The organism is Granulosicoccus sp. 3-233 (assembly GCF_052681095.1).
On record NZ_JBQYLE010000002.1, the window covers coordinates 1,062,717 to 1,080,793 of the forward strand.

General features: G+C 55.3%; 13 protein-coding genes. 8 read left to right on the plus strand and 5 right to left on the minus strand.

What is annotated here, in order from left to right; translation table 11 throughout:
* Window positions 1-11: 11 nt before the first annotated feature.
* Window positions 12-1,718 carry a D-lactate dehydrogenase gene (gene dld / locus ACUNV4_RS09455; protein WP_430878270.1) on the plus strand — a complete coding sequence of 569 codons (1,707 nt, stop codon included), beginning with the start codon at window positions 12-14 and terminating at the stop codon, window positions 1,716-1,718.
* 313 nt (window positions 1,719-2,031) lie between these two features.
* The gene (locus ACUNV4_RS09460; RefSeq protein WP_430878271.1) at window positions 2,032-3,300 is read left to right on the plus strand and encodes a polyhydroxyalkanoate depolymerase; all 1,269 of its coding nucleotides are present in this window, start codon (window positions 2,032-2,034) and stop codon (window positions 3,298-3,300) included.
* Window positions 3,301-3,405: 105 nt separating this feature from the next.
* On the opposite strand, the gene ACUNV4_RS09465 is transcribed toward ACUNV4_RS09460, so the two are convergent.
* Window positions 3,406-4,212 (minus strand): alpha/beta fold hydrolase, encoded by an 807-nt coding sequence (locus ACUNV4_RS09465; protein WP_430878272.1) that lies wholly within the window; start codon window positions 4,210-4,212, stop codon window positions 3,406-3,408.
* Between the two features lie 156 nt (window positions 4,213-4,368).
* Here ACUNV4_RS09465 and ACUNV4_RS09470 point away from each other — a divergent pair, with 156 nt between their 5' ends.
* Together ACUNV4_RS09470 and ACUNV4_RS09475 are read left to right on the plus strand one after the other, a co-directional pair.
* Window positions 4,369-6,096 carry a chloride channel protein gene (locus tag ACUNV4_RS09470; protein WP_430878273.1) on the plus strand — a complete coding sequence of 576 codons (1,728 nt, stop codon included), beginning with the start codon at window positions 4,369-4,371 and terminating at the stop codon, window positions 6,094-6,096.
* Window positions 6,097-6,118: 22 nt separating this feature from the next.
* Entirely contained in the window at window positions 6,119-7,216 is a 1,098-nt protein-coding gene (locus ACUNV4_RS09475; protein WP_430878274.1) for an extracellular solute-binding protein, read from the plus strand.
* A gap of 177 nt (window positions 7,217-7,393) precedes the next feature.
* On the opposite strand, the gene ACUNV4_RS09480 is transcribed toward ACUNV4_RS09475, so the two are convergent.
* A complete protein-coding gene (locus ACUNV4_RS09480; RefSeq protein ID WP_430878275.1) occupies window positions 7,394-7,828 on the minus strand; it encodes a response regulator in 435 nt (144 codons plus the stop codon).
* Entirely contained in the window at window positions 7,825-9,252 is a 1,428-nt protein-coding gene (locus ACUNV4_RS09485; protein WP_430878276.1) for a sensor histidine kinase, read from the minus strand. The genes ACUNV4_RS09480 and ACUNV4_RS09485 overlap by 4 nt, the downstream gene beginning before the upstream one ends.
* Before the next feature lie 1,774 nt (window positions 9,253-11,026).
* Here ACUNV4_RS09485 and ACUNV4_RS09490 point away from each other — a divergent pair.
* Window positions 11,027-12,022, plus strand: coding sequence for a tyrosine-type recombinase/integrase (locus ACUNV4_RS09490; protein WP_430878277.1), 996 nt, complete (start codon window positions 11,027-11,029; stop codon window positions 12,020-12,022).
* Between the two features lie 85 nt (window positions 12,023-12,107).
* Here ACUNV4_RS09490 and ACUNV4_RS09495 read toward each other — a convergent pair whose 3' ends face one another.
* On the minus strand, window positions 12,108-13,013 hold the full coding sequence (locus ACUNV4_RS09495; RefSeq protein ID WP_430878278.1) for an AraC family transcriptional regulator: 906 nt from the start codon (window positions 13,011-13,013) through the stop codon (window positions 12,108-12,110).
* Between the two features lie 100 nt (window positions 13,014-13,113).
* Between ACUNV4_RS09495 and ACUNV4_RS09500 the strand changes: the two genes are divergently transcribed.
* From ACUNV4_RS09500 to ACUNV4_RS09510, 3 genes are all read left to right on the plus strand, one after another.
* Entirely contained in the window at window positions 13,114-13,863 is a 750-nt protein-coding gene (locus ACUNV4_RS09500; protein ID WP_430878279.1) for an SDR family oxidoreductase, read from the plus strand.
* Between the two features lie 43 nt (window positions 13,864-13,906).
* On the plus strand, window positions 13,907-14,857 hold the full coding sequence (locus ACUNV4_RS09505) for an alpha/beta hydrolase family protein (protein WP_430878280.1): 951 nt from the start codon (window positions 13,907-13,909) through the stop codon (window positions 14,855-14,857).
* A 231-nt stretch (window positions 14,858-15,088) separates the two neighbouring features.
* The gene (locus ACUNV4_RS09510; RefSeq protein ID WP_430878281.1) at window positions 15,089-15,883 is read left to right on the plus strand and encodes a tyrosine-type recombinase/integrase; all 795 of its coding nucleotides are present in this window, start codon (window positions 15,089-15,091) and stop codon (window positions 15,881-15,883) included.
* A 131-nt stretch (window positions 15,884-16,014) separates the two neighbouring features.
* On the opposite strand, the gene ACUNV4_RS09515 is transcribed toward ACUNV4_RS09510, so the two are convergent.
* Window positions 16,015-17,697 (minus strand): hypothetical protein, encoded by a 1,683-nt coding sequence (locus ACUNV4_RS09515; protein ID WP_430878282.1) that lies wholly within the window; start codon window positions 17,695-17,697, stop codon window positions 16,015-16,017.
* Window positions 17,698-18,077: the final 380 nt, after the last annotated feature.

Here is an 18,077-nt window from a genome sequence, read left to right on the forward strand (position 1 = left end):
GCCGCTCAACCATGAATAACAACGATCTGATCAGCCGATTCCACGCCATTGCCGGCCGGCGACACGTGCATACGGACGCCCGCAAGTCGGAGCGTTTTCGCAAGGGCTTTCGGTCTGGTGAAGGAGAGGCACTGGCCGTGGTATTGCCAGGCACCTTGCTGGAATTGTGGCAAGTGCTGAAAGCGGCAGTCGAGGCGAACAAGATCGTGATCATGCAGGCTGCCAATACGGGGCTGACAGAAGGCTCGACGCCCAATGGCAGTTACGATCGGGATGTGGTCATCATCAACACGCTCAGGCTCGACAAGATCCATCTGCTGGATCAGGGCAAGCAGGTCGTCAGTCATCCCGGAGGCACCTTGTACAAGCTGGAAAAGCTGCTCAAGCCCTTGAAGCGAGAACCGCATTCGGTCATCGGTTCATCCTGTCTGGGTGCCTCGATCGTCGGCGGTGTGTGCAACAATTCGGGCGGGTCACTGGTGCAGCGTGGGCCGGTGTATACCGAGTTGTCACTGTTCGCCCAGCGGCAGGCCGATGGCACACTGACGCTGGTAAACCATCTGGGTATCGAGCTGGGAAATACGCCCGAAGAAATGCTGGAACGGCTGGAAAAAGGGCAGTTCGACGACAAGGACGTGAACCCCGATGCCGGCAAGGCATCAACCAGTGTCTATCAGTCACGCGTTCGTGAGGTTGATGCTGCAACACCGGCGCGCTTCAATGCCGATCCGTCGCATCTGCACGAATGCGCCGGTTGTGCCGGAAAGCTGGCCGTGTTTGCCGTGCGCCTGGATACGTTCCCGGCCAATACCGGTGACCGAGTGTATTACCTGGGCACCAACGATCCGACGGAGCTGACGACCTTGCGCCGACGTGCCCTGGCCGAATTGCCTGAATTGCCCATCAGTGGTGAATACCTTCATCGGGATTGTTTTGATATCGCCCGTACCTATGGCAAGGACACCTTGTTGATGATCCACTGGCTGGGCACGGATTTCCTGCCACACTTCTTCTCGCTGAAAGGCCAGGTGGATGCGCGCGCCAAACGCTTGTCCTTTGTACCGGACCATTTCAGTGACAGGGTTCTGCAGTTCTTCAGTCGTCTGTTACCGGAAGCCTTGCCGAAGCGCATGCTCGATTACCGTGATCGTTTCGAGCATCACCTGATCCTGAAGGTCGGTGCCTCGATCGCGGATGACACTGAAGCATTGCTCAATGAGGTTCTGGGGGCTGACGGCTGGTTCGAGTGCGATGCCAGAGAGGGCAAGAAAGCCATGCTGCATCGTTTTGCAGCCGCTGGTGCGGCGGTACGTTATCAGGCAACCCATGGCGAGGAAGTGGAGGATATCATTGCGCTGGATATCGCTCTGCGACGAAACGATACCGACTGGATCGAGACGTTGCCGAAAGACATCGATGAACAGATCGTCTCCAAACTCTATTACGGTCACTTCTTCTGCCACGTATTCCATCAGGACTATATCGTGCGCAAAGGGGCGAATGCCGCGGCCATCAAGGCGAAGATGCTGGCATTGCTCAATCAGCGTGGTGCCGAATACCCGGCCGAGCACAATGTCGGACACCTGTATGAGGCGAAACCGGCACTGGCCGATTTCTACACCGATCTGGATCCGACCAACTCCTTCAATCCGGGGATCGGCAAGACATCCCGACAGCAGCGATTACCCGAACAAGTGGAAGAACTTGCCGAGTCCTGATTGACGCAGGGCAGCAATCATCGAAGATGACAGTTTCGGCTCAGGAATTGCGAACTGTCTTTCGGTAACAAGGCTATCGGTAGCATCGTTCAGGATGAGGGTCTTGAGAGTCCGAGTGACAGAAAAAACCCGTTGCGATGCACCAAAATGGTGCGAAATAACCCTGTTTTACTAACCTTTTGGTCTCGAAACCGCCAGAGTGGTACGTATTGACCAGAACAAATGTGAAATATTGGCACTACACTCTTTCCCAAGATTGACATTCGTCAATGTTGCATTGCAATATATGACAATTACATGACTGGAGTGCTGAATGAATTATTACACTAACGAGCTCACCCGTTCGGCGCTGTTACCGTGGCGCATGCAGAGCCACATGCTGCGGCAAATGGTCGAAACACCTTTGAACCCCTGGCCCGAGACGTACAGCAAACGGTTTGTTGCTGCGTCCTGTGCCATGTTCGAGAACATGACGCGCCGATACGGGAAGCCGGAGTGGGAGATCGACAGCACAAGGATTGATGGTCAGGACGTACCGGTCACACACGATGTGGTTGCTGATCGAATCTGGTGCGACCTGCTGCATTTTGATCGAGATGAAGCGGTTTGTGGTCATCGTGATGACCCCAAGGTGTTACTTGTCGCTCCGATGTCCGGTCACTATGCAACGCTATTGCGCGGCACTGTCAAGGCCATGCTTCCGGAGCACGATGTCTATATCACGGATTGGCAGGACGCTCGTGATATACCTGTCGCGATGGGTGCGTTCACTCTTGATGATTTCGTCACCGAAATCATGGAATGTGTGCGCTGGATCGGCAAGGATGTGCATGTCATAGCCGTGTGCCAGCCAGCAGTAGCCGCCATTGCCGCAACGGCTGTCATGTCGTCGATGAATGATGAGTGCACACCGGCGTCATTGACACTGATGGGAGGACCGCTGGATACGCGCCGCAATCCGACTGCCGTGAATGAATTTGCCAAGTCGAAGACGATCGAGTGGTTCGAGCGGAATGTCATTCAGCGCGTGCCCTGGCCCAATGCGGGTGCCATGCGTCGTGTGTACCCGGGCTATATACAACTTTCCGGATTCATGGCCATGAACCTGGACAGGCACATCGAAGCTCACAAATCTGTTTTCAATGACATGATTACAGGAGACTGCGACAGCGTTGAACAGCACAACAAATTCTACGACGAGTATCTGGCAGTGATGGACCTGTCCGCAGAATTCTATCTGGAGACCGTTCAACGAGTATTCATCGAACATGCGCTTCCCAACGGTACGTTCACCTACAAGGGCGAGATTGTCGATCTGGGTGCGATAAAGGAGACGGCGATCATGACAGTCGAAGGTGAGCGGGATGATATCTGCGGAATCGGACAGACAGAGGCTGCCCACGAGCTTTGTCCCAATGTGCCCGAAAACAAGCGTTGGCACTACATGCAACCGGGTGTCGGGCACTATGGGGTCTTCAACGGGACTCGATGGCGCACCGAGATCCAGCCACGCATTCGAGAGATGATTCGAACAGTCCGTTATCAGCGGCAGGGCGGAGACAGTTCGGCGAAGGTTGCCTGATTACGCATCTGCGATGACCAGCCGATCCAGCAAGGACCAGGTCGGCTCGGGTATCCATCAATCAGGTTTCCCATTGAGCGAGGTCAGGGACAATACGTTCAGGGGTCAGAGAAGGCGTTCCAGCCACTGATCCATATCGTCCATGACGCGGGACCTCCACTCAGGAGATTCGTTGAGCAATTCGTGAAAATAGCCGTCATATTCACGGACTGTCAGAATCTCCTGCGCCACCTTGCTGGCGAAACGCCGTGTTTCAGCCGGGTCCGCCACCGAGTCTGCCCCTGGAATCATCAACAGGGTTTTCACGTTCAGCTGGTCGGCCTTGTCCAGCATGCGCCTGCCGGTACGCAACAGCCAGTTGACCAGTGATGCCGATTTGTAGCCATGCAGCAGCTCGTCGGCCAGGGCCGTCTGTTGCTCACTGATATCGTTCGTCAAGCGGCTGGGATCATAGCCCAGATCCAGGCACAGCTTCGGGGCGATGAGGGACAGCAGACGCAGCTTGACATGGTCCCTGCGGCGCATCGCGGGTACGAAGGCGGGTGCGGATAGCATGAGGCCTGTGACCGGCACTTCGTGTTCGATCACCAACTGCGTGGCCAGCACTCCCCCCAGGCTGTGGCCGAACAGTACCGGACGAGATCCGCTTTCCTGGGCAAAGGCATCGAGCTGCTCCACGGCCACTGTTGACAGGATGTCATCCGGTGTTACCAGACCCCGCTGTCCCGCCGAACGTCCGTGCCCGAAATGATCGTGCGCTCCGACACACCAGCCTTGCGATGCCAGATGGTTCGCGAGGCGGTCATAGCGTCCAAGATGCTCACCGGTGCCATGCAGGAGGTAGATACCGAAAGGGCGCTCTGCTGCTCGGTCAGGCGGGTTCCAGCGATGCGTATAGGTGGTTGCAGTCATGGGTAAGGTCTGGCTGTTGTATTGATCTGATTGAAGGGTGGTTCGCAGCGGAAACGGGCAGCAGTTGTCTGTGTACCGTATCGCGAATGCAGGGCATTCGTCTCGTCGAGCGTGGCATCGTCTTGCGATCAGAGACGGGAGAGTCTACGGTGTGTCATGGACAAGGATTCAGCCCATGGCAGTACGACTTACCGATTCATCGTTCTCACGTTGATGGGCTGTGGGCTGGGAACGGTGGTTTCCCTGTCGGCGCTGCTGTTTGTCGAGTGCGTCTCCTGGCTCAATACTGCGTTGTTGGTGGCACCTCGGGCGCGTGTACAGATTCTCGATGACAGGCTGCTGGCGTTTCTGACAGTGCTGGTTCCAACGCTCGGAGGGGCGCTGGTGGGCAGTTTGATATACCGACTGTCTGCGGAGAGACGTGTTCTTGGGCCTGCCGATGTCATTTTCTCCGCCCAGCTTCGCAAACCGATGCCGGATGCTCGTTCGGGCCTGGTATCGACCATTGCATCGGTGTTGTCTCTGGGCTGCGGTGCCTCAGTCGGGCAGTATGGACCGCTGGTCTATCTCGGAGCGCTTCAGGCCAGCCTGCTGGATCGACTGAAGCTACGTATACCCAATGCACGCTCCATCGCGATTGCCTGTGGCGTCGCGGCTGCCATATCCACCGCATTCAATGCGCCCATTGCCGGTCTGGTGTTCGCTCATGAAGTCATCCTGCGTCACTATTCGCTGCAGGCTTTTGCGCCTACCACCGTTGCTTCCGCCAGTGGCTTCATCGTTGCCAATGTGCTGTTCGAACGCCCACCGCTGTTTCTGGTCACCTTTGCCGGAGTCGGCCAGGTCTATGAGTTTGCCCTGTTTGCGTTGCTGGGCATTGCCTGCGCCTGTCTGGCGGTGGTGTTCATGAAATGTGTCCTCGGCAGCGCCAGGATTGCGAATGCGAGCCGACTTCATCCGGCATTGCGTCCGGCGGTTGCAGGGCTTGTTGTCGGTATGGTCGCTCTCGAGCTACCCGATGTGCTGGGCATCGGCACGGAATTACTGCGCTTTGCCACCATTGAAGGGGCTTTCGACAACCTGGAGCTGGCGTCGCTGGTCATTGCCAAGTTGCTGCTGACGGCATTGTGTCTGGGTTTTGGTTTCGCCGGTGGCATATTCAGTCCATCGTTGTTGGTCGGCATTCTGTTTGGCGCGTTATGCTGGAACATGCTGGGGGTAGTGGGGGTCGAGAACTCGGGAATTGCCGTATACGCCATCAGCAGCATGATGGCTCTGGCAAGTGCGATTATCGGTGCACCACTGACGGCCATACTGATCGTGTTCGAATTGACACGAAATTACGAACTGACCATTGCTGCCATGGTGTCTGTGGTGTTTGCCAATCTCGTTGTCTTCAGGTGGGCTGGCCGGTCGCTGTTCGATATTCAATTGGCTGCCCGTGGAGTGAACCTGTCTGCTGGCAGGGACCGTGCACAAATGCAGCAGCTGTACCTGTCGTCACTGCCATTGTCAAAAGCCGTGATGGTCGATCCTGGTGATGCCGCGACGACGGCGTACCGACGAATGCTGGATGCCAGACGAGCCGAGGCTGTTGTCGTGAAAGCATCCGGGCAATTTGTCGGACTACTGCGACTGCAGGATCTGGCTGGCGACGCCAAGGGTACGGTGAGCGAGAAATTGCAGACTGACAGTCTGGTTCTCTACAACGACTCTTCATTGTGGGATGCGATGAATGGCATGCAAGGGTTCATTGGAGAGACCATCCCCGTTCTTTCTCGCGACGGTCAGCGGTTTCTCGGGGTGTTGAGTGAAGGAGATATCATATCGGCCTACATGCAAACCGTGCATCGGGCCCGCCGGGAAGAGAATGATGCACTGTAGCCTGCGGTTATTGTGTTTGGTGATGCTGTTGAGTTTCGCTGCGCGAGCGGATGAGTCCGAGCCATCGCTGATTGTAGGTACGTGGGGTGGTGCGTACGAGGCCGCTCAACAAGCCGCATTGTTCAGCCCCTTCGAGCAATTCAGCGGTGTCCGGATTCGGACGGCGGAGTATACGGGTGGCCTGTCGATTCTGGATGAAGCTACACCTCCCGATATCCTCGACATGCTGGAGAATGAAGCTGAACTGGCTTGCCAGGCCGGGCATCTGAAATCGATCAGCCATGCCGAAATTCTGTCTGCAGGCAGTATCGCCACATCACCGAATCGAGGTCCGGGGCCACTGATGCAGGATGAGTTTTCCCTGGCTGATTTCCACTCGGATGTATTCGAGCCATGTAGTGTGGCTCACCTGACCTACTCTACGCTGATTGCCTACGATGAGAGTGCTTTCACGGGAGAAAAGCCGATGAAGATCGAGGACCTCTTCGATTTGCAGCGCTTTCCTGGAAAACGCGGCTTGCAACGAAGTCCGGCGGCCCTGTTCGAATGGGCGATGATGGCAGAGGGGGTACCCCTTGGCCAGGTCTATGATCTGTTGAGCACCGAGCGCGGTCTGCGGTTGGTCACTCAACGACTTGATATCCTGCGAGACCAGATCATCTGGTGGGATGATCCGGCAGAGGCCGTTACTCTTCGTGAACAAGGCAAGGTTGTCATGGCATCCGGCTACAATGGCCGCTTCTTCGACGCCTGGAACCGCGGAGCTGCCATCAACATGATCTGGGATGGACAGATCATCGATCGTAGCGTCTGGGCTGTCCCGAAAGCATCCAGTGCCGACATGGCCCTGGTGAATTCATTCCTGCGGTTTGCACTGCATCCCGAAAGACTGGCTCACATGGCCAGATTGATTCCCTATGGCCCATTGCGCTTCAGCGCTTTCGGCTACATAGGATTGCATCCGGATACCGGTATGGTCATGAGTGACCATCTGCCAACGGCAGCTCATCATCTGACCAGCGCCTTGCATCGTGATACTCGATGGTATGCGCGGACATTCCAGCTGAGAAACCGGGTTTTTTCCGATTGGCTGGGCCGGGATACAATCGAGTCGGAATGAGATTGCTGAATCGATCCTGGCCAAGTGCAATGGTTCTTGATGAAGAGGCCATTATTCACGCCCGACAGGTAGAAAACCTGCAACCCGGAGCCGCCATGCGATCCGGGAGCAGGGGAGGGACCGCATTGGCACTGTTTGCCTTTGAACCTGATGAATTCCGATGCTGACAGGAAGCCGCTATGTTCCCGAGGCCGGTGAGGGCCTCACACCAAGCACAGCAGTCTCGAGCCAGAAGCGCATCAGGGTCTCGATCTTGCCGCCCTCTCGCGCATCGAAGGTCTTGACGACATAAGCGTTGGCCAGGCGGTGGTAACTTTCGCTGATATCATCTTCGTCGTTGGATGAGGACATCATGATGACGGGTATGGATTTCAGGCACTGGTCATTCTTGATCGCTGCAAGCGCTTCAAGTCCTCCCATTCTTGGCATGCGGATATCCATGATGATCAGATCCGGGCGGAATTGCTCAAGAGTTTCCAGCGCCTTGATACCATCTTCACTGCGCATGAGTCTGACCGTTGGTTTGAGTCGCCTGAATATGCGTTGAAACAGATCCGCATCAATGTCACTGTCTTCAACCAGCAGAACGAGTTCCTGATTTGATGTATTCATGCCGCTTGTTTCTGTTGAGTGCCTTGTGCAAGTGGTAGAGAAAATGAGAAACATGTTCCATGCTTGTATCCGGTATCCAGCCAGATATGACCACCATGGTTCTCGACTATCGTCTTTGCCAAAGATAGGCCAATACCGACCCCCTTGTATTGCGACTGCGGCCCGTGAAGGCGAATCATGGGTTCGAAGATTTTCGTTGCAAACCGTGGTTCGATACCTATGCCATTATCTGCTACAGAAAATACAACGCTTTCGCCATCGCTTTTCGCCTGCACGAAAACTTGTGCCGGTGTGTCTTCATGGGCGTAGATGAGGCTGTTGCCGATGAGGTTGACAAACAGACGCGTCAATTGTCCGGGATCCGCCTGCACCGTCATGTCCAGATCGTTCCTGAAGCGAATGGAGGCGCGATGTCGGTCGATGTCTGATCGCAGATCGTATTCGATATCCGAGAACAGTCGATTGATATCGATGTTTTCCATGGCAGGCTGAGTAAATCCGACCTTCGTGAAATCAAGAAGACTGTCGATGATCAGATCCATCTGGTGAACTTGCTGGTCGATCAGGTCGACGTGTTGCTCGACCGCCTGGGGACTTGCAGCATCCTCGACGATCATCCTGTTGAAGGTATGGATGTATCGGATCGGCGTTTTCAGGTCATGCGAGACAATTCCGGCGAATTGTCGCAACGATGTATTGGCTGACGCGAGGTTGTTGTTGCTGTTGGTGAGATGTTCCGTGAATGCAGCGAGTGCTGCCGAGTGCCGCTGTTGTCGTCTGGCGACAACAGCGATGATCAGCAGGCCCAATGCCATCGTACTGACTGTGCTCAGCAGGGAAGTGATGGTTCCCTGAGAGTACAGCTCTTGCAATCGATCATCGATTGCCGCGTCGAGATTCTCCAGAACCATCTGGACCTCTTGCAGGGCGGCTTCATCGTCAAAGCGGACTTGTTGGTCAATCGACCTTGAGTTCAGGCCCTGGCTGGAGAGTTCGCGAATCGTTCCCAGGCGCTGTGCGTAGCTTTCCAACATTTCGTGAGTGCTGGCGAGCGGGGCGTCGATACCGTATTTCATGGCGCTTGTTTGCAATAGCTCCAGCAGTGACAGCGCCTCCGTTGCGTCGGCGTACGCAGATACCCGGTAATTGTCTTCCTCCGGACGCAGGACATAATTCTTGAAATTGTGGATCAGGCCACCGTATCCGAGTCTACGTTCGAGTTTGTGGGCAGTATCGTTGGCTTGCGAAAGCACGGCTCGCAGATCTGCCATACCGCGGACGATACCGGTGTTTGACCAGGTCTGTATGGCGAGCACGGTTGCGACACTGCAGATGATCAGCCACAGTGTCGGTTTCCACGAGTTTCCTGAAGAATTCGGAACGTGCATTGCCTGAGTGTCTGCTGAGCTGTCAGTTCTGGTCATCGACGTTTCTCCAGTGCAGCGCAGACAAGCCGTTGAGCGAGGTCAGACGGGGTCGGAATATCACGCGTTTTTGCAACCAGATAGCGGCTTCATTGAAGATAACGGCGACGTTGATTCCTCGCTGAAACAGCTACTGCCTGGTGCAGCGTTACATTTATCAGGTATGCGAACCAGCTGCATGCCACTGCAACGTGAACAGTTTCCGAGGAATCAGTTCTGGCTGGGTGGGACGACGGTTTTGAAAACTCTCGACTTCAGGCATTCGGCGCATGGTGGATGGCTCCATCGGTCTCAGAGCGAGCAAGGCGAGGTTGATACTTGCTCCGTGCCGAGACACTTGGTGCAAAGCTGATACCGTCCCTGATCGATGGAGGTCACATCGAGTGCGCGCGATCGGAGGGTTCGGTTCGTAAATCTCGGTCTGCGCCTCAGTAGCATCTGGCTTTCTGTTTCAGGACTTCAAGTCATTCACGGAGTAGCGCTGCGAGATGTAACAGTTTGATCAGGGGACATTGCCATAGGCATGATTCCGTGTAATTTAACATAATATGTATTATGCGCATAAGCATGGATTGGCCGGAACGATCGCGATTCGAGGTTTGTTGAAGCTTGTGTCCAACTTTTAGCTTGTGTCCGACTTTTAAACCGTGTGACTGGTGTTGCGTGTTCCTGTGCAGTTTTCGGTGCGTTACGTCGTTTCGCTGTAAAACGCTGCGGTTGAATGCTGCGTATGCGTGACTGTTGATTGTTGTGGGACATGCCTGGCTGCTGCATCGACATGTTGATCACTGCGCGCTCTGTGCTGATGTCGGCGACGCTCTGAGGCGCTGTGCCTGTCGATTGCAAAGAATGCTCATCATGGCCTTGCATGCGTTGGCCGGGTTGGCTTCCTGGATCAGCTGTGTTGTTGAGACCAGGAGTTTTCCGAAGCGTCGGCCAGCTTGGTCTTGGGATATGCGAGTGCCTCGATGTCTCGTCAGCGGCGTTTCTTCTGGTTCATCAAGAAACGTTCAGCAATGCATCAACGCATCAATGCCGCTTGCCAGATGAATCGATTCAATGTCGCGGCGGTCAGTGTTGGCAAGCGGTACTTGTTCAGACGTTTTTTTTACGTGGAGCGTTCTGATAGATCCGGTGGGCTCATTGCACTGAGATAATTCATGTGAATGATCGTATCGCGGATGTACAGGACTCGGTAACGCGAATTCCGATGTGAAAACCGGTATGCAAGGCCTTTCAGTGGTGACTTTGATGTGCGCTGCGGGATACCTTGAAGATCTGCCTTGTGTATCGGGTGCCGATGCGTTTATTCGACGCACAGGTTGTTGTTCACGCATGTGTATTGCCGATGTTGCTGTACCCATGTGGTGATAGGCTCTGTGGCAGTTCATTTGAACGAATGAGCGTGCAATGATTCAGGAAAAGGCCTGCGCGTGTCATCGCCCATCGCCTGGGTGGTCGAGAAAGATTCCAACCGGGCACTCACAGAGAGTGCCTTCTCTCTTCTGGAGCGATCCGGCCAGATTTCGTTTCCGAAACGCGATTCAGGCGCGGAGGAATCTGGTGGCTCCGGGGCAGATCTCCCGGCTTGGAATCACCTCCTGGGTGGCAGGCCTTCAGCCGAGCCGGCTCTGACCCCAGTCTTGGTGATGCCTGTGAGTGTGAGCGCAAGTGTTTGATAAACACATTCAAATGATCCTTTGCGACTTTTTGTACACATTAAATAATCACATAACCTTCTTTATGTGATGTTTAATTAGCGTATCATCGCCCTATGGACAACTCATTCGATCTCGTCACCATCAGCATTTCAGCTGATATCCCGGCTCGTATTGCCACCGGTGAAACCCCTCCGATATTCGCAGGCAGCGAAGCTGGTAGACGTCGTTTCTGGGAGTTCTTTACGGCGTGCATTCGCAACAGGAACACACGCCAGGCCTACTTGCACGCCATCTATCGTTTCGCGGATTGGTGTGAATACCACAAGATAGAACTTGATGACATCGACCCAATGATTGTTGGTGCCTATATCGAGAAGCTCAACGAAGTGTACGCTGCCCCAAGTGTCAAACAACATCTCGCAGCCATCAAGATGTTGTTTCAGTGGCTGGTCGTGGGTCAGATCATTGCAAGCAACCCTGCCAATGCTGTCAGAGGCCCCCGCTACTCCGTCAAGGTTGGCAAGACGCCGGTGTTGACGGCCAAGGAAACCCGGACACTGTTCGACAGTATCGAAACAGACACCCTGGTGGGCCTGCGTGATCGAGCCTTGATCAGCATCATGGTGTACAGCTTTGGTCGGGTGTCTGCTGTGACCTCCATGACGGTTGCGGATTACTACACTCAGGGAAAGCGTTCCTTCTTTCGCTTGCATGAGAAAGGTGGATTGTACAACGTGATACCCGCCCATCATGTGGCGCAACAGAATGTGGATGCCTATATCAAGGCTGCTGGCATAGAGGGAGAGCGTCACGATCCCCTCTTCCGCACGTCGGGCCGAGGACGTCAGAAGAACAAGTTGCTGGTGAAACCCATTTCCCGATTCTCCGCATTGCAGATGGTCAAGCGCCGGGCTTTGAAGGCCGGGCTACCCGGCGAGATCTGCAATCACTCCTTTCGGGGAACCGGAATCACCGAGTACCTGCGCAATGGCGGTGAGCTTGAAACAGCTGCTCGCATTGCGGGCCATGAGTCTACTCGGACTACTCAGATCTATGATCGCTCCGAGCAGGAATTGACGCTGGATGAGATTGAACGAATATTGATTTGATGGCAGCAATCCGGAATTGCGCCTAATCTGCCTTGTGCAGACCCAGCCAATGCAGATAGCCACGTGGGGAAAGCTCATGGCTTATCTAACGCGGTACTGCTGTTTCACCCCTCGAGAAGGCACCGGGAGACATGCCGACGTATCGCTTGAAGGCGGTGCTGAAGGCGCTGACCGAGCCATAGCCCACCCGTTCGGCAATCTCCGCCGCTGGCACCTTCTGCTGTAGTAGCTGCTTTGCCAGCGCCATGCGCCAGCCGGTGACATAGTCCATCGGGGTGGTGCCAATTTCGCGCTGGAAGCGGGCATGAAACGTCGACCGCGACATAGCTGCTTCACGAGCGAGCTGTGAGGTACTGAAGCCGCTCCCCGGCTCCTCGTGAATACGGCGCAGAACAGGGGCAAGGCGCGGATCGGCCATACCGCGCAGCAAACCTGGCGCGGCATCAGCGCAGCCTGCCGATCGCAGCGCCTCGATGAAGAGCACCTCCAGCAAGTGCGCAAGCACGACCTCGCGTGCGGTCCGCCTTGCACCGGTTTCCTCGTCGATCATCTTCGCAAGCAGGCTCAGTCGATCCGCGCCATGCACATGAATGACGTCCGGCAGCAGTGATGCCAGCAGCGTCTTGTCTTGCGACTCAAAGTCACAATGGCCGACCATCGCCCGCATGTCGGCAACTGCGGCAGGATCGCCAAGTCTGAATACGCCGGGGCTGGTTTCGAGCCGTTGCGGTGGAGCGCTCTGCAGTGGCGCCTCAAGGCTGCTCATCGTGAATGAACAGGCTTCCGGAACCAGCAGAAAGTCGCCTGTGTGCAAGACGATGGGAGCCTCGCCGGCGATCGTCAGGCGGCACACGCCGTCGAGAAGGACACAATAGAACGGGCTGCCAAGTTCCGTCCGTTCAACCTGCCACTGGCCGCCGCCCGTCACCTGTTTGGCAATGGAGGGCCTGGGCTTCAGCAGTGTGACGACCTCTGCGACAGGGTCACTCATGGGTTCCGGACTCTTGATAAATGATTTCAGACTTTTGCATATAGATCTTCCAGGGACGCAAGCCTATCTTGGCATGACATCAATCACAGGAGACATGTACATGCCCAGAATTCTCGTCACTGGCGCCTCTTCCGGATTTGGCCTTGCCATCGCGCAGACATTCCTTTCCGAAGGCTGGGAGGTCGTGGCGACCATGCGCGACGTTAACGCCAATCAATTGCCTGCAACGGACGGTCTTGAGGTGCTGCCGCTCGATGTTACCCATGCGCAGAGTATCAATAGCGCCATCGCCGCGGCCGGGCCGCTCCACGCGCTGGTCAACAATGCCGGTGTCGGCATGCTGAACGTACTCGAAGGCGCCGACATCGGCAAGGTCCGCGAATTGTTCGAGACGAATGTCATTGGCGCTTTTGCGATGACCAAGGCGGTGCTACCGCAGATGCGCGAACGCCGTGCAGGCGTCATTGTCAATGTCAGCTCCAGCGTCACACTGAAACCGTTTCCGGCTCTCTCGATCTATAGTGCGAGCAAGGCTGCCCTGAACGCCTTCACGGAGAGCCTTGCGATCGAGGCAGCTCTCTTTGGCGTCCGTACGCGTCTGGTGCTACCGGGATCGGCGCCTGCCACAAGCTTCGGCAAGAACGCCGTTTCGCGCATGGGGATGGACATCCCCGAGCCTTATACCGACTTCGTTCATGACTACCTTGCCGGGCTCCGCTCCAGCACAGAGGTCACCACGTCCGAAAATGTTGCCCAAGCCGTCTGGCAGGCGGTCACGAATGAGAACTCGCCGATGAGAATACCCGCAGGCGCCGACGCATGGACACTTGCCGCCCGTGACGCTGGCTGAAGCGTTCATTGTTTCCCGTGTTTCCCAAACAGGAGCAAGACTGATGAACAACCTCATCGATCTGGCGCGACTTATCCCCACGCCAGAAGCCGAATTGACCGTTGCACACACGCCTATCCTCCTGGAAATGACGGGGCGTCCACCACTGGAGCTACGGCAGACTGCGCCGGCAGCGGGCGGTAATCTACCCGTGATCCTGCTGTCGCATGGTTATGGGCCCTCGAAATACATCCCATCCAAGGACGGTTATGCACCGCTCGCCCAGTTCTGGGCGGAGCGCGGCTTCGCGGTAATCCAGCCGACCCACGCCAGCTCGCGCATTGGAGGTCTGCCTTCGAACCGGGAGGGAGCCCCCTTCTTCTGGCGAGAACGAGTGAGAGAACTCACCACCATCCTGGACCGGCTGGACGAAATCGAGCAACAAGCGGGCGGCAGGAGCGGTCGACTCGACCGCAGACGCATCGCAGCGGCAGGTCATTCCTTCGGCGGGCACACTGTCTCACTCCTGCTTGGTGCGACACTGCAAGGCGAGGACTTCTCCGATCCGCGCATTTCCGCCGGTATCTTGCTGGCGGCTCCGGTTCGCGGCGGTGAAGATCTGACCGACGACAGTGCCGCGCGGTTTCCCTTCTTTGAAGTCGATTTTTCGACGATGACCACCAATGCCCTCGTTGTCTGCGGCGACGAGGACGATCCGCATTTCACACCGCGCGGCCCCGAGTGGCACGCTGATGCCTTTCAGGACGCCACCCTCGCGGACCGGGATCTACTGACTCTTTACGGCGTTGGCCACGGACTCGGCGGCATCGCCGGGCTGGATGCGAAAGAGACGGACACCGAAGCACCCGATATACTGGAAGCCCTGAAACGCCTGTCTCTTGCCTGGCTTCGCACCACGCTCGGTATCGATCCAGAGGCTTGGAAGGCAAGTTGCGAGGCGCTGGAACGATCTGCCTCCACGCTTGGGTGTGTGACCTCCAGTAACGCAGATTGAGCGGCTCTGAGTCCATCGCGGACCGTGAAGTTCTTCAAGACAACAGTGTCGCCAGAGTTACGAAGAGTGCGTTTTCAGCGATTCGCACGCATGGGGCGGTCTGTGATAATGCGTCAGACTTGATAGTCGGATTGTATGAAATCCGTAGTAATATCATTAGTACGGATTTTCTGGACATCTACCCTGTCGGGTCTATACTGGTTGGTATCCACGGTTTTCGGTATCCAACAGATGGCCAAAAACGGTCAAGCCAAGGTGCTGTCCAATGACGAACTCAGCGCCGTACTCGATGAGATCGAACATCATCGTTACCCTGCCAAGAATGCCCTGATCATCCAGATCAGCTTCAAGCTGGGGCTTCGTGCCCAAGAGATGGCCTTGCTGCGTATTCGTGAAGTCGCTGCCTTGAGCGATGAGTTCGCGCGGGGTTACAAGATCAAGGACGTTCTGGTACTGCCAAAAAGCTTCACCAAAGGCGCTCGTGCGATGGCTGCCGTCGGCAACAAAACCAATGAACGTACCAGCGTGCGGTTTACCGTGGCTGAATTTGATCGTCTGGTCGCGCAGATCGTCAAAGATGCCAGGCGACACAAAACGCTCACTGCCGCTGACTACTATCCGCCCATGAAGAAGTCTGGTGGCCTGACACGGGAGCTTCCTCTGGCGGACTCTGCTCTGCTGGAGGCTATCTCACGGTACTTGGACGAGCGCATGGCGCTGAAGAAGCCCCTGAGACCCAATGATCCGCTGTTACTGTCCCAGAAAGGTGGATTCTACAGTCCCAATACACTGCAGGATCATATGGCCACGATGCTGCGCGAATGGTCCGGTATCGATCGTGCCAGTAGTCATTCCGGGCGTCGCACACTGGCAACGAACCTACTTCACGACCAAGGCGAGCATCTGAAAACCGTTCAGAAGGTGTTGGGGCACAAATCGGCCGCAACCACCACCATCTATCAGGATGTCACTGAGCAGGAGGTCAGGACAGTGTTGAAAAAAGCGGGTAAGAACTACGATAGCTAGTTCAGGCAGACGTCGATGAGAAACTGTTGCTCGCTACAGCTGTCCTGCATTGTTTGTCAAATATCCGATATTCCAATATATCGGATATATAATCCTTTTTAAAGCATCCCTTCCATGACCAGAGGTGGACTTTACTCAGCTAAGGATGGAAACAAACCTTCTCCTCGGTCGTACCGGATTTGGTTGACGTCTGCTGGCAAAGTGCTTGGAGGGGTCGCATTTTCGATCACTATGAATTGTCCTATGTTGGAAATACTCGCGAGGTGCATGTAGAACCTTTCGGCCAGACCTGTCTGAGCTAACGCCTCGTCGTCCTCACTCTTTTCGTAATCTGGTGTAGGTTCGCGATAAGCGAGAAGCGGCGAATCAAGAATGAGGAATTTGGGGTGTGGACGCCCTTTTTCATGGCAATAAATGAGGATTGCGACTTGAAAGGCTGAATGAAGAATCGCGCGAACACCTTTGCCATTGTTGCGTCGTTCTTTGCCATCCACGATGAGATCTTGCGTCGAGAGGTCAAAGCTGACAGTCTCGATGCCCGGATAGCCCCACGCGACGAGAACTTCTTTGACGACCTTCGCTATGCTATGCGCCTCATCTGTCGTAATGCTCGGATCGAAATCAGTCGCCTTGGGACGACTAGGTATTTTCTGCTCCTTCAGCGCCACAACCCGCGCCTCCAGACGGCCAACTTCCTCTCGACGCTCTTGGTCGTCGCGGAGAACGCGCAGTACTTCGACTGCTTCAAGGAAACGGGGGCGGATAATGCGTTCATCAGCAATAAGATTCCGGAGCGTCGCTGCCTCGTCCTCCATTTTTTTTTGAAGCAGCTGACTCCGTTGATAACCTTCGGCTATGTCAGCAGACAATTCTTCAAGCGCCGCATCTAGTTCATTCAACTCTACCTCGATCTTCCTGATTTCTGCCTCAGCCGCACGTTGCTGCTGCTTGACAAGGTCGAGGCGATGATCATGATGTTGATGCTCTGGGTTAGCGCCACACAAAGGACAGTTCATCGCCGCAAATTTTTGCAGCAAGAAGCCACCCTCTTCCAGTCCAGCAAGCCTCTCAATATCCGAGACAAACGTATTGCGCAATTCCTCGAACCGAAGACGCATCGCTCGTAAATCAGCGATGTTTGCTTCGTTACCCCGATGCTCTTTTCTAGACTCGCTCAAGGTGGATCGTGCGGTGTCGATTTCTTCCTGATGCATTACAGCGGCGGCTTCGGCGTAATCGCGTGTTCGTTCCGCAGTTTCGAGGATACTTGCAAGTTCCTCGTCGCTATACGACGCGTCAATCTGCTCAGTCTGTTCCAACATAAGTTCACGAAGGACATCAATCTTGGCGTCCCGTGCCGCCTTCTGCACTTCTGATTTGGAAACAGTTACTACAGCAGAGCCATCCACGCCAGTAGCAAGGAATTTGAGCAGGCTCTTATCTTCAGCCGTTGGTTGGTCGCCCTTACGAACAATCACGCTTTCTCTGCTGAAAATGCGCTCCTCGTCAATGAGGAGGTAGCGCATTAGCATGCGGAAGGTGAAAGCGACCTTGTCCGCTCGCTCGTTCTTTAGGAGCTGCGCGCCGCGGCGGAAACCAAGCCGATCGAGCATAAGGCCTGACAGGCTTGCACCTTGTGCTGAGTGCTGCGCACTGACGCTCTGATAACCTGCCTCCCCATCCATGATCACGTCGTGATGGCCATCGGCGATCTCGACTGCACCACCCGCCACCCCCCGCTGGAGCGTATACGGAGCTTCATCAACAGATATCCAAAGGATGCATCGATCCACACCACTACCCTCTGGAGGCATTGTCAGTGCTCTTCGTCCAAGAGGCCCCTTCGAACCGAATACGTAATCGATCGAATGCGCTATGAACGACTTGCCGTGGTTAGACGCCCCCCACAAAATGTTGGAGGTATGGTTGAAAGTGGTGTCTGAGCAAGGTTGAAAAAAAGCGGCGTATCTGGTTGATTGGTAGTTACCAGACCATCAATCCACCATTAGAGATACACCGCCATGAAGAAGGATAACGTTGTTCAGTTCGAAGGTCGAGGCTCCATGACAGATGCCTTGAATCAGCTTTTACAGACCGGAGCACAGCAGTTGCTAGCCCAAGCCATTGAAGCGGAAGTCAGCGAGTTTTTGAAGCAGTTTCAGAACAGGCAATTGGAGAATGGACGTGCCGCTGT

Bases quoted from the DNA above. Each gene is read 5' to 3' on its own strand.
- ACUNV4_RS09495 (WP_430878278.1), bottom strand. From the start codon at position 13,013: ATGAGTGACCCTGTCGCAGAGGTCGTCACACTGCTGAAGCCCAGGCCC.
- ACUNV4_RS09510 (WP_430878281.1), top strand. From the start codon at position 15,089: ATGGCCAAAAACGGTCAAGCCAAGGTGCTGTCCAATGACGAACTCAGC.
- ACUNV4_RS09515 (WP_430878282.1), bottom strand. From the start codon at position 17,697: ATGCCTCCAGAGGGTAGTGGTGTGGATCGATGCATCCTTTGGATATCT.
- ACUNV4_RS09460 (WP_430878271.1), top strand. From the start codon at position 2,032: ATGAATTATTACACTAACGAGCTCACCCGTTCGGCGCTGTTACCGTGG.
- ACUNV4_RS09500 (WP_430878279.1), top strand. From the start codon at position 13,114: ATGCCCAGAATTCTCGTCACTGGCGCCTCTTCCGGATTTGGCCTTGCC.
- ACUNV4_RS09490 (WP_430878277.1), top strand. From the start codon at position 11,027: ATGGACAACTCATTCGATCTCGTCACCATCAGCATTTCAGCTGATATC.
- ACUNV4_RS09465 (WP_430878272.1), bottom strand. From the start codon at position 4,212: ATGACTGCAACCACCTATACGCATCGCTGGAACCCGCCTGACCGAGCA.
- ACUNV4_RS09485 (WP_430878276.1), bottom strand. From the start codon at position 9,252: ATGACCAGAACTGACAGCTCAGCAGACACTCAGGCAATGCACGTTCCG.
- ACUNV4_RS09480 (WP_430878275.1), bottom strand. From the start codon at position 7,828: ATGAATACATCAAATCAGGAACTCGTTCTGCTGGTTGAAGACAGTGAC.
- ACUNV4_RS09470 (WP_430878273.1), top strand. From the start codon at position 4,369: ATGGACAAGGATTCAGCCCATGGCAGTACGACTTACCGATTCATCGTT.
- dld (WP_430878270.1), top strand. From the start codon at position 12: ATGAATAACAACGATCTGATCAGCCGATTCCACGCCATTGCCGGCCGG.
- ACUNV4_RS09475 (WP_430878274.1), top strand. From the start codon at position 6,119: ATGCTGTTGAGTTTCGCTGCGCGAGCGGATGAGTCCGAGCCATCGCTG.
- ACUNV4_RS09505 (WP_430878280.1), top strand. From the start codon at position 13,907: ATGAACAACCTCATCGATCTGGCGCGACTTATCCCCACGCCAGAAGCC.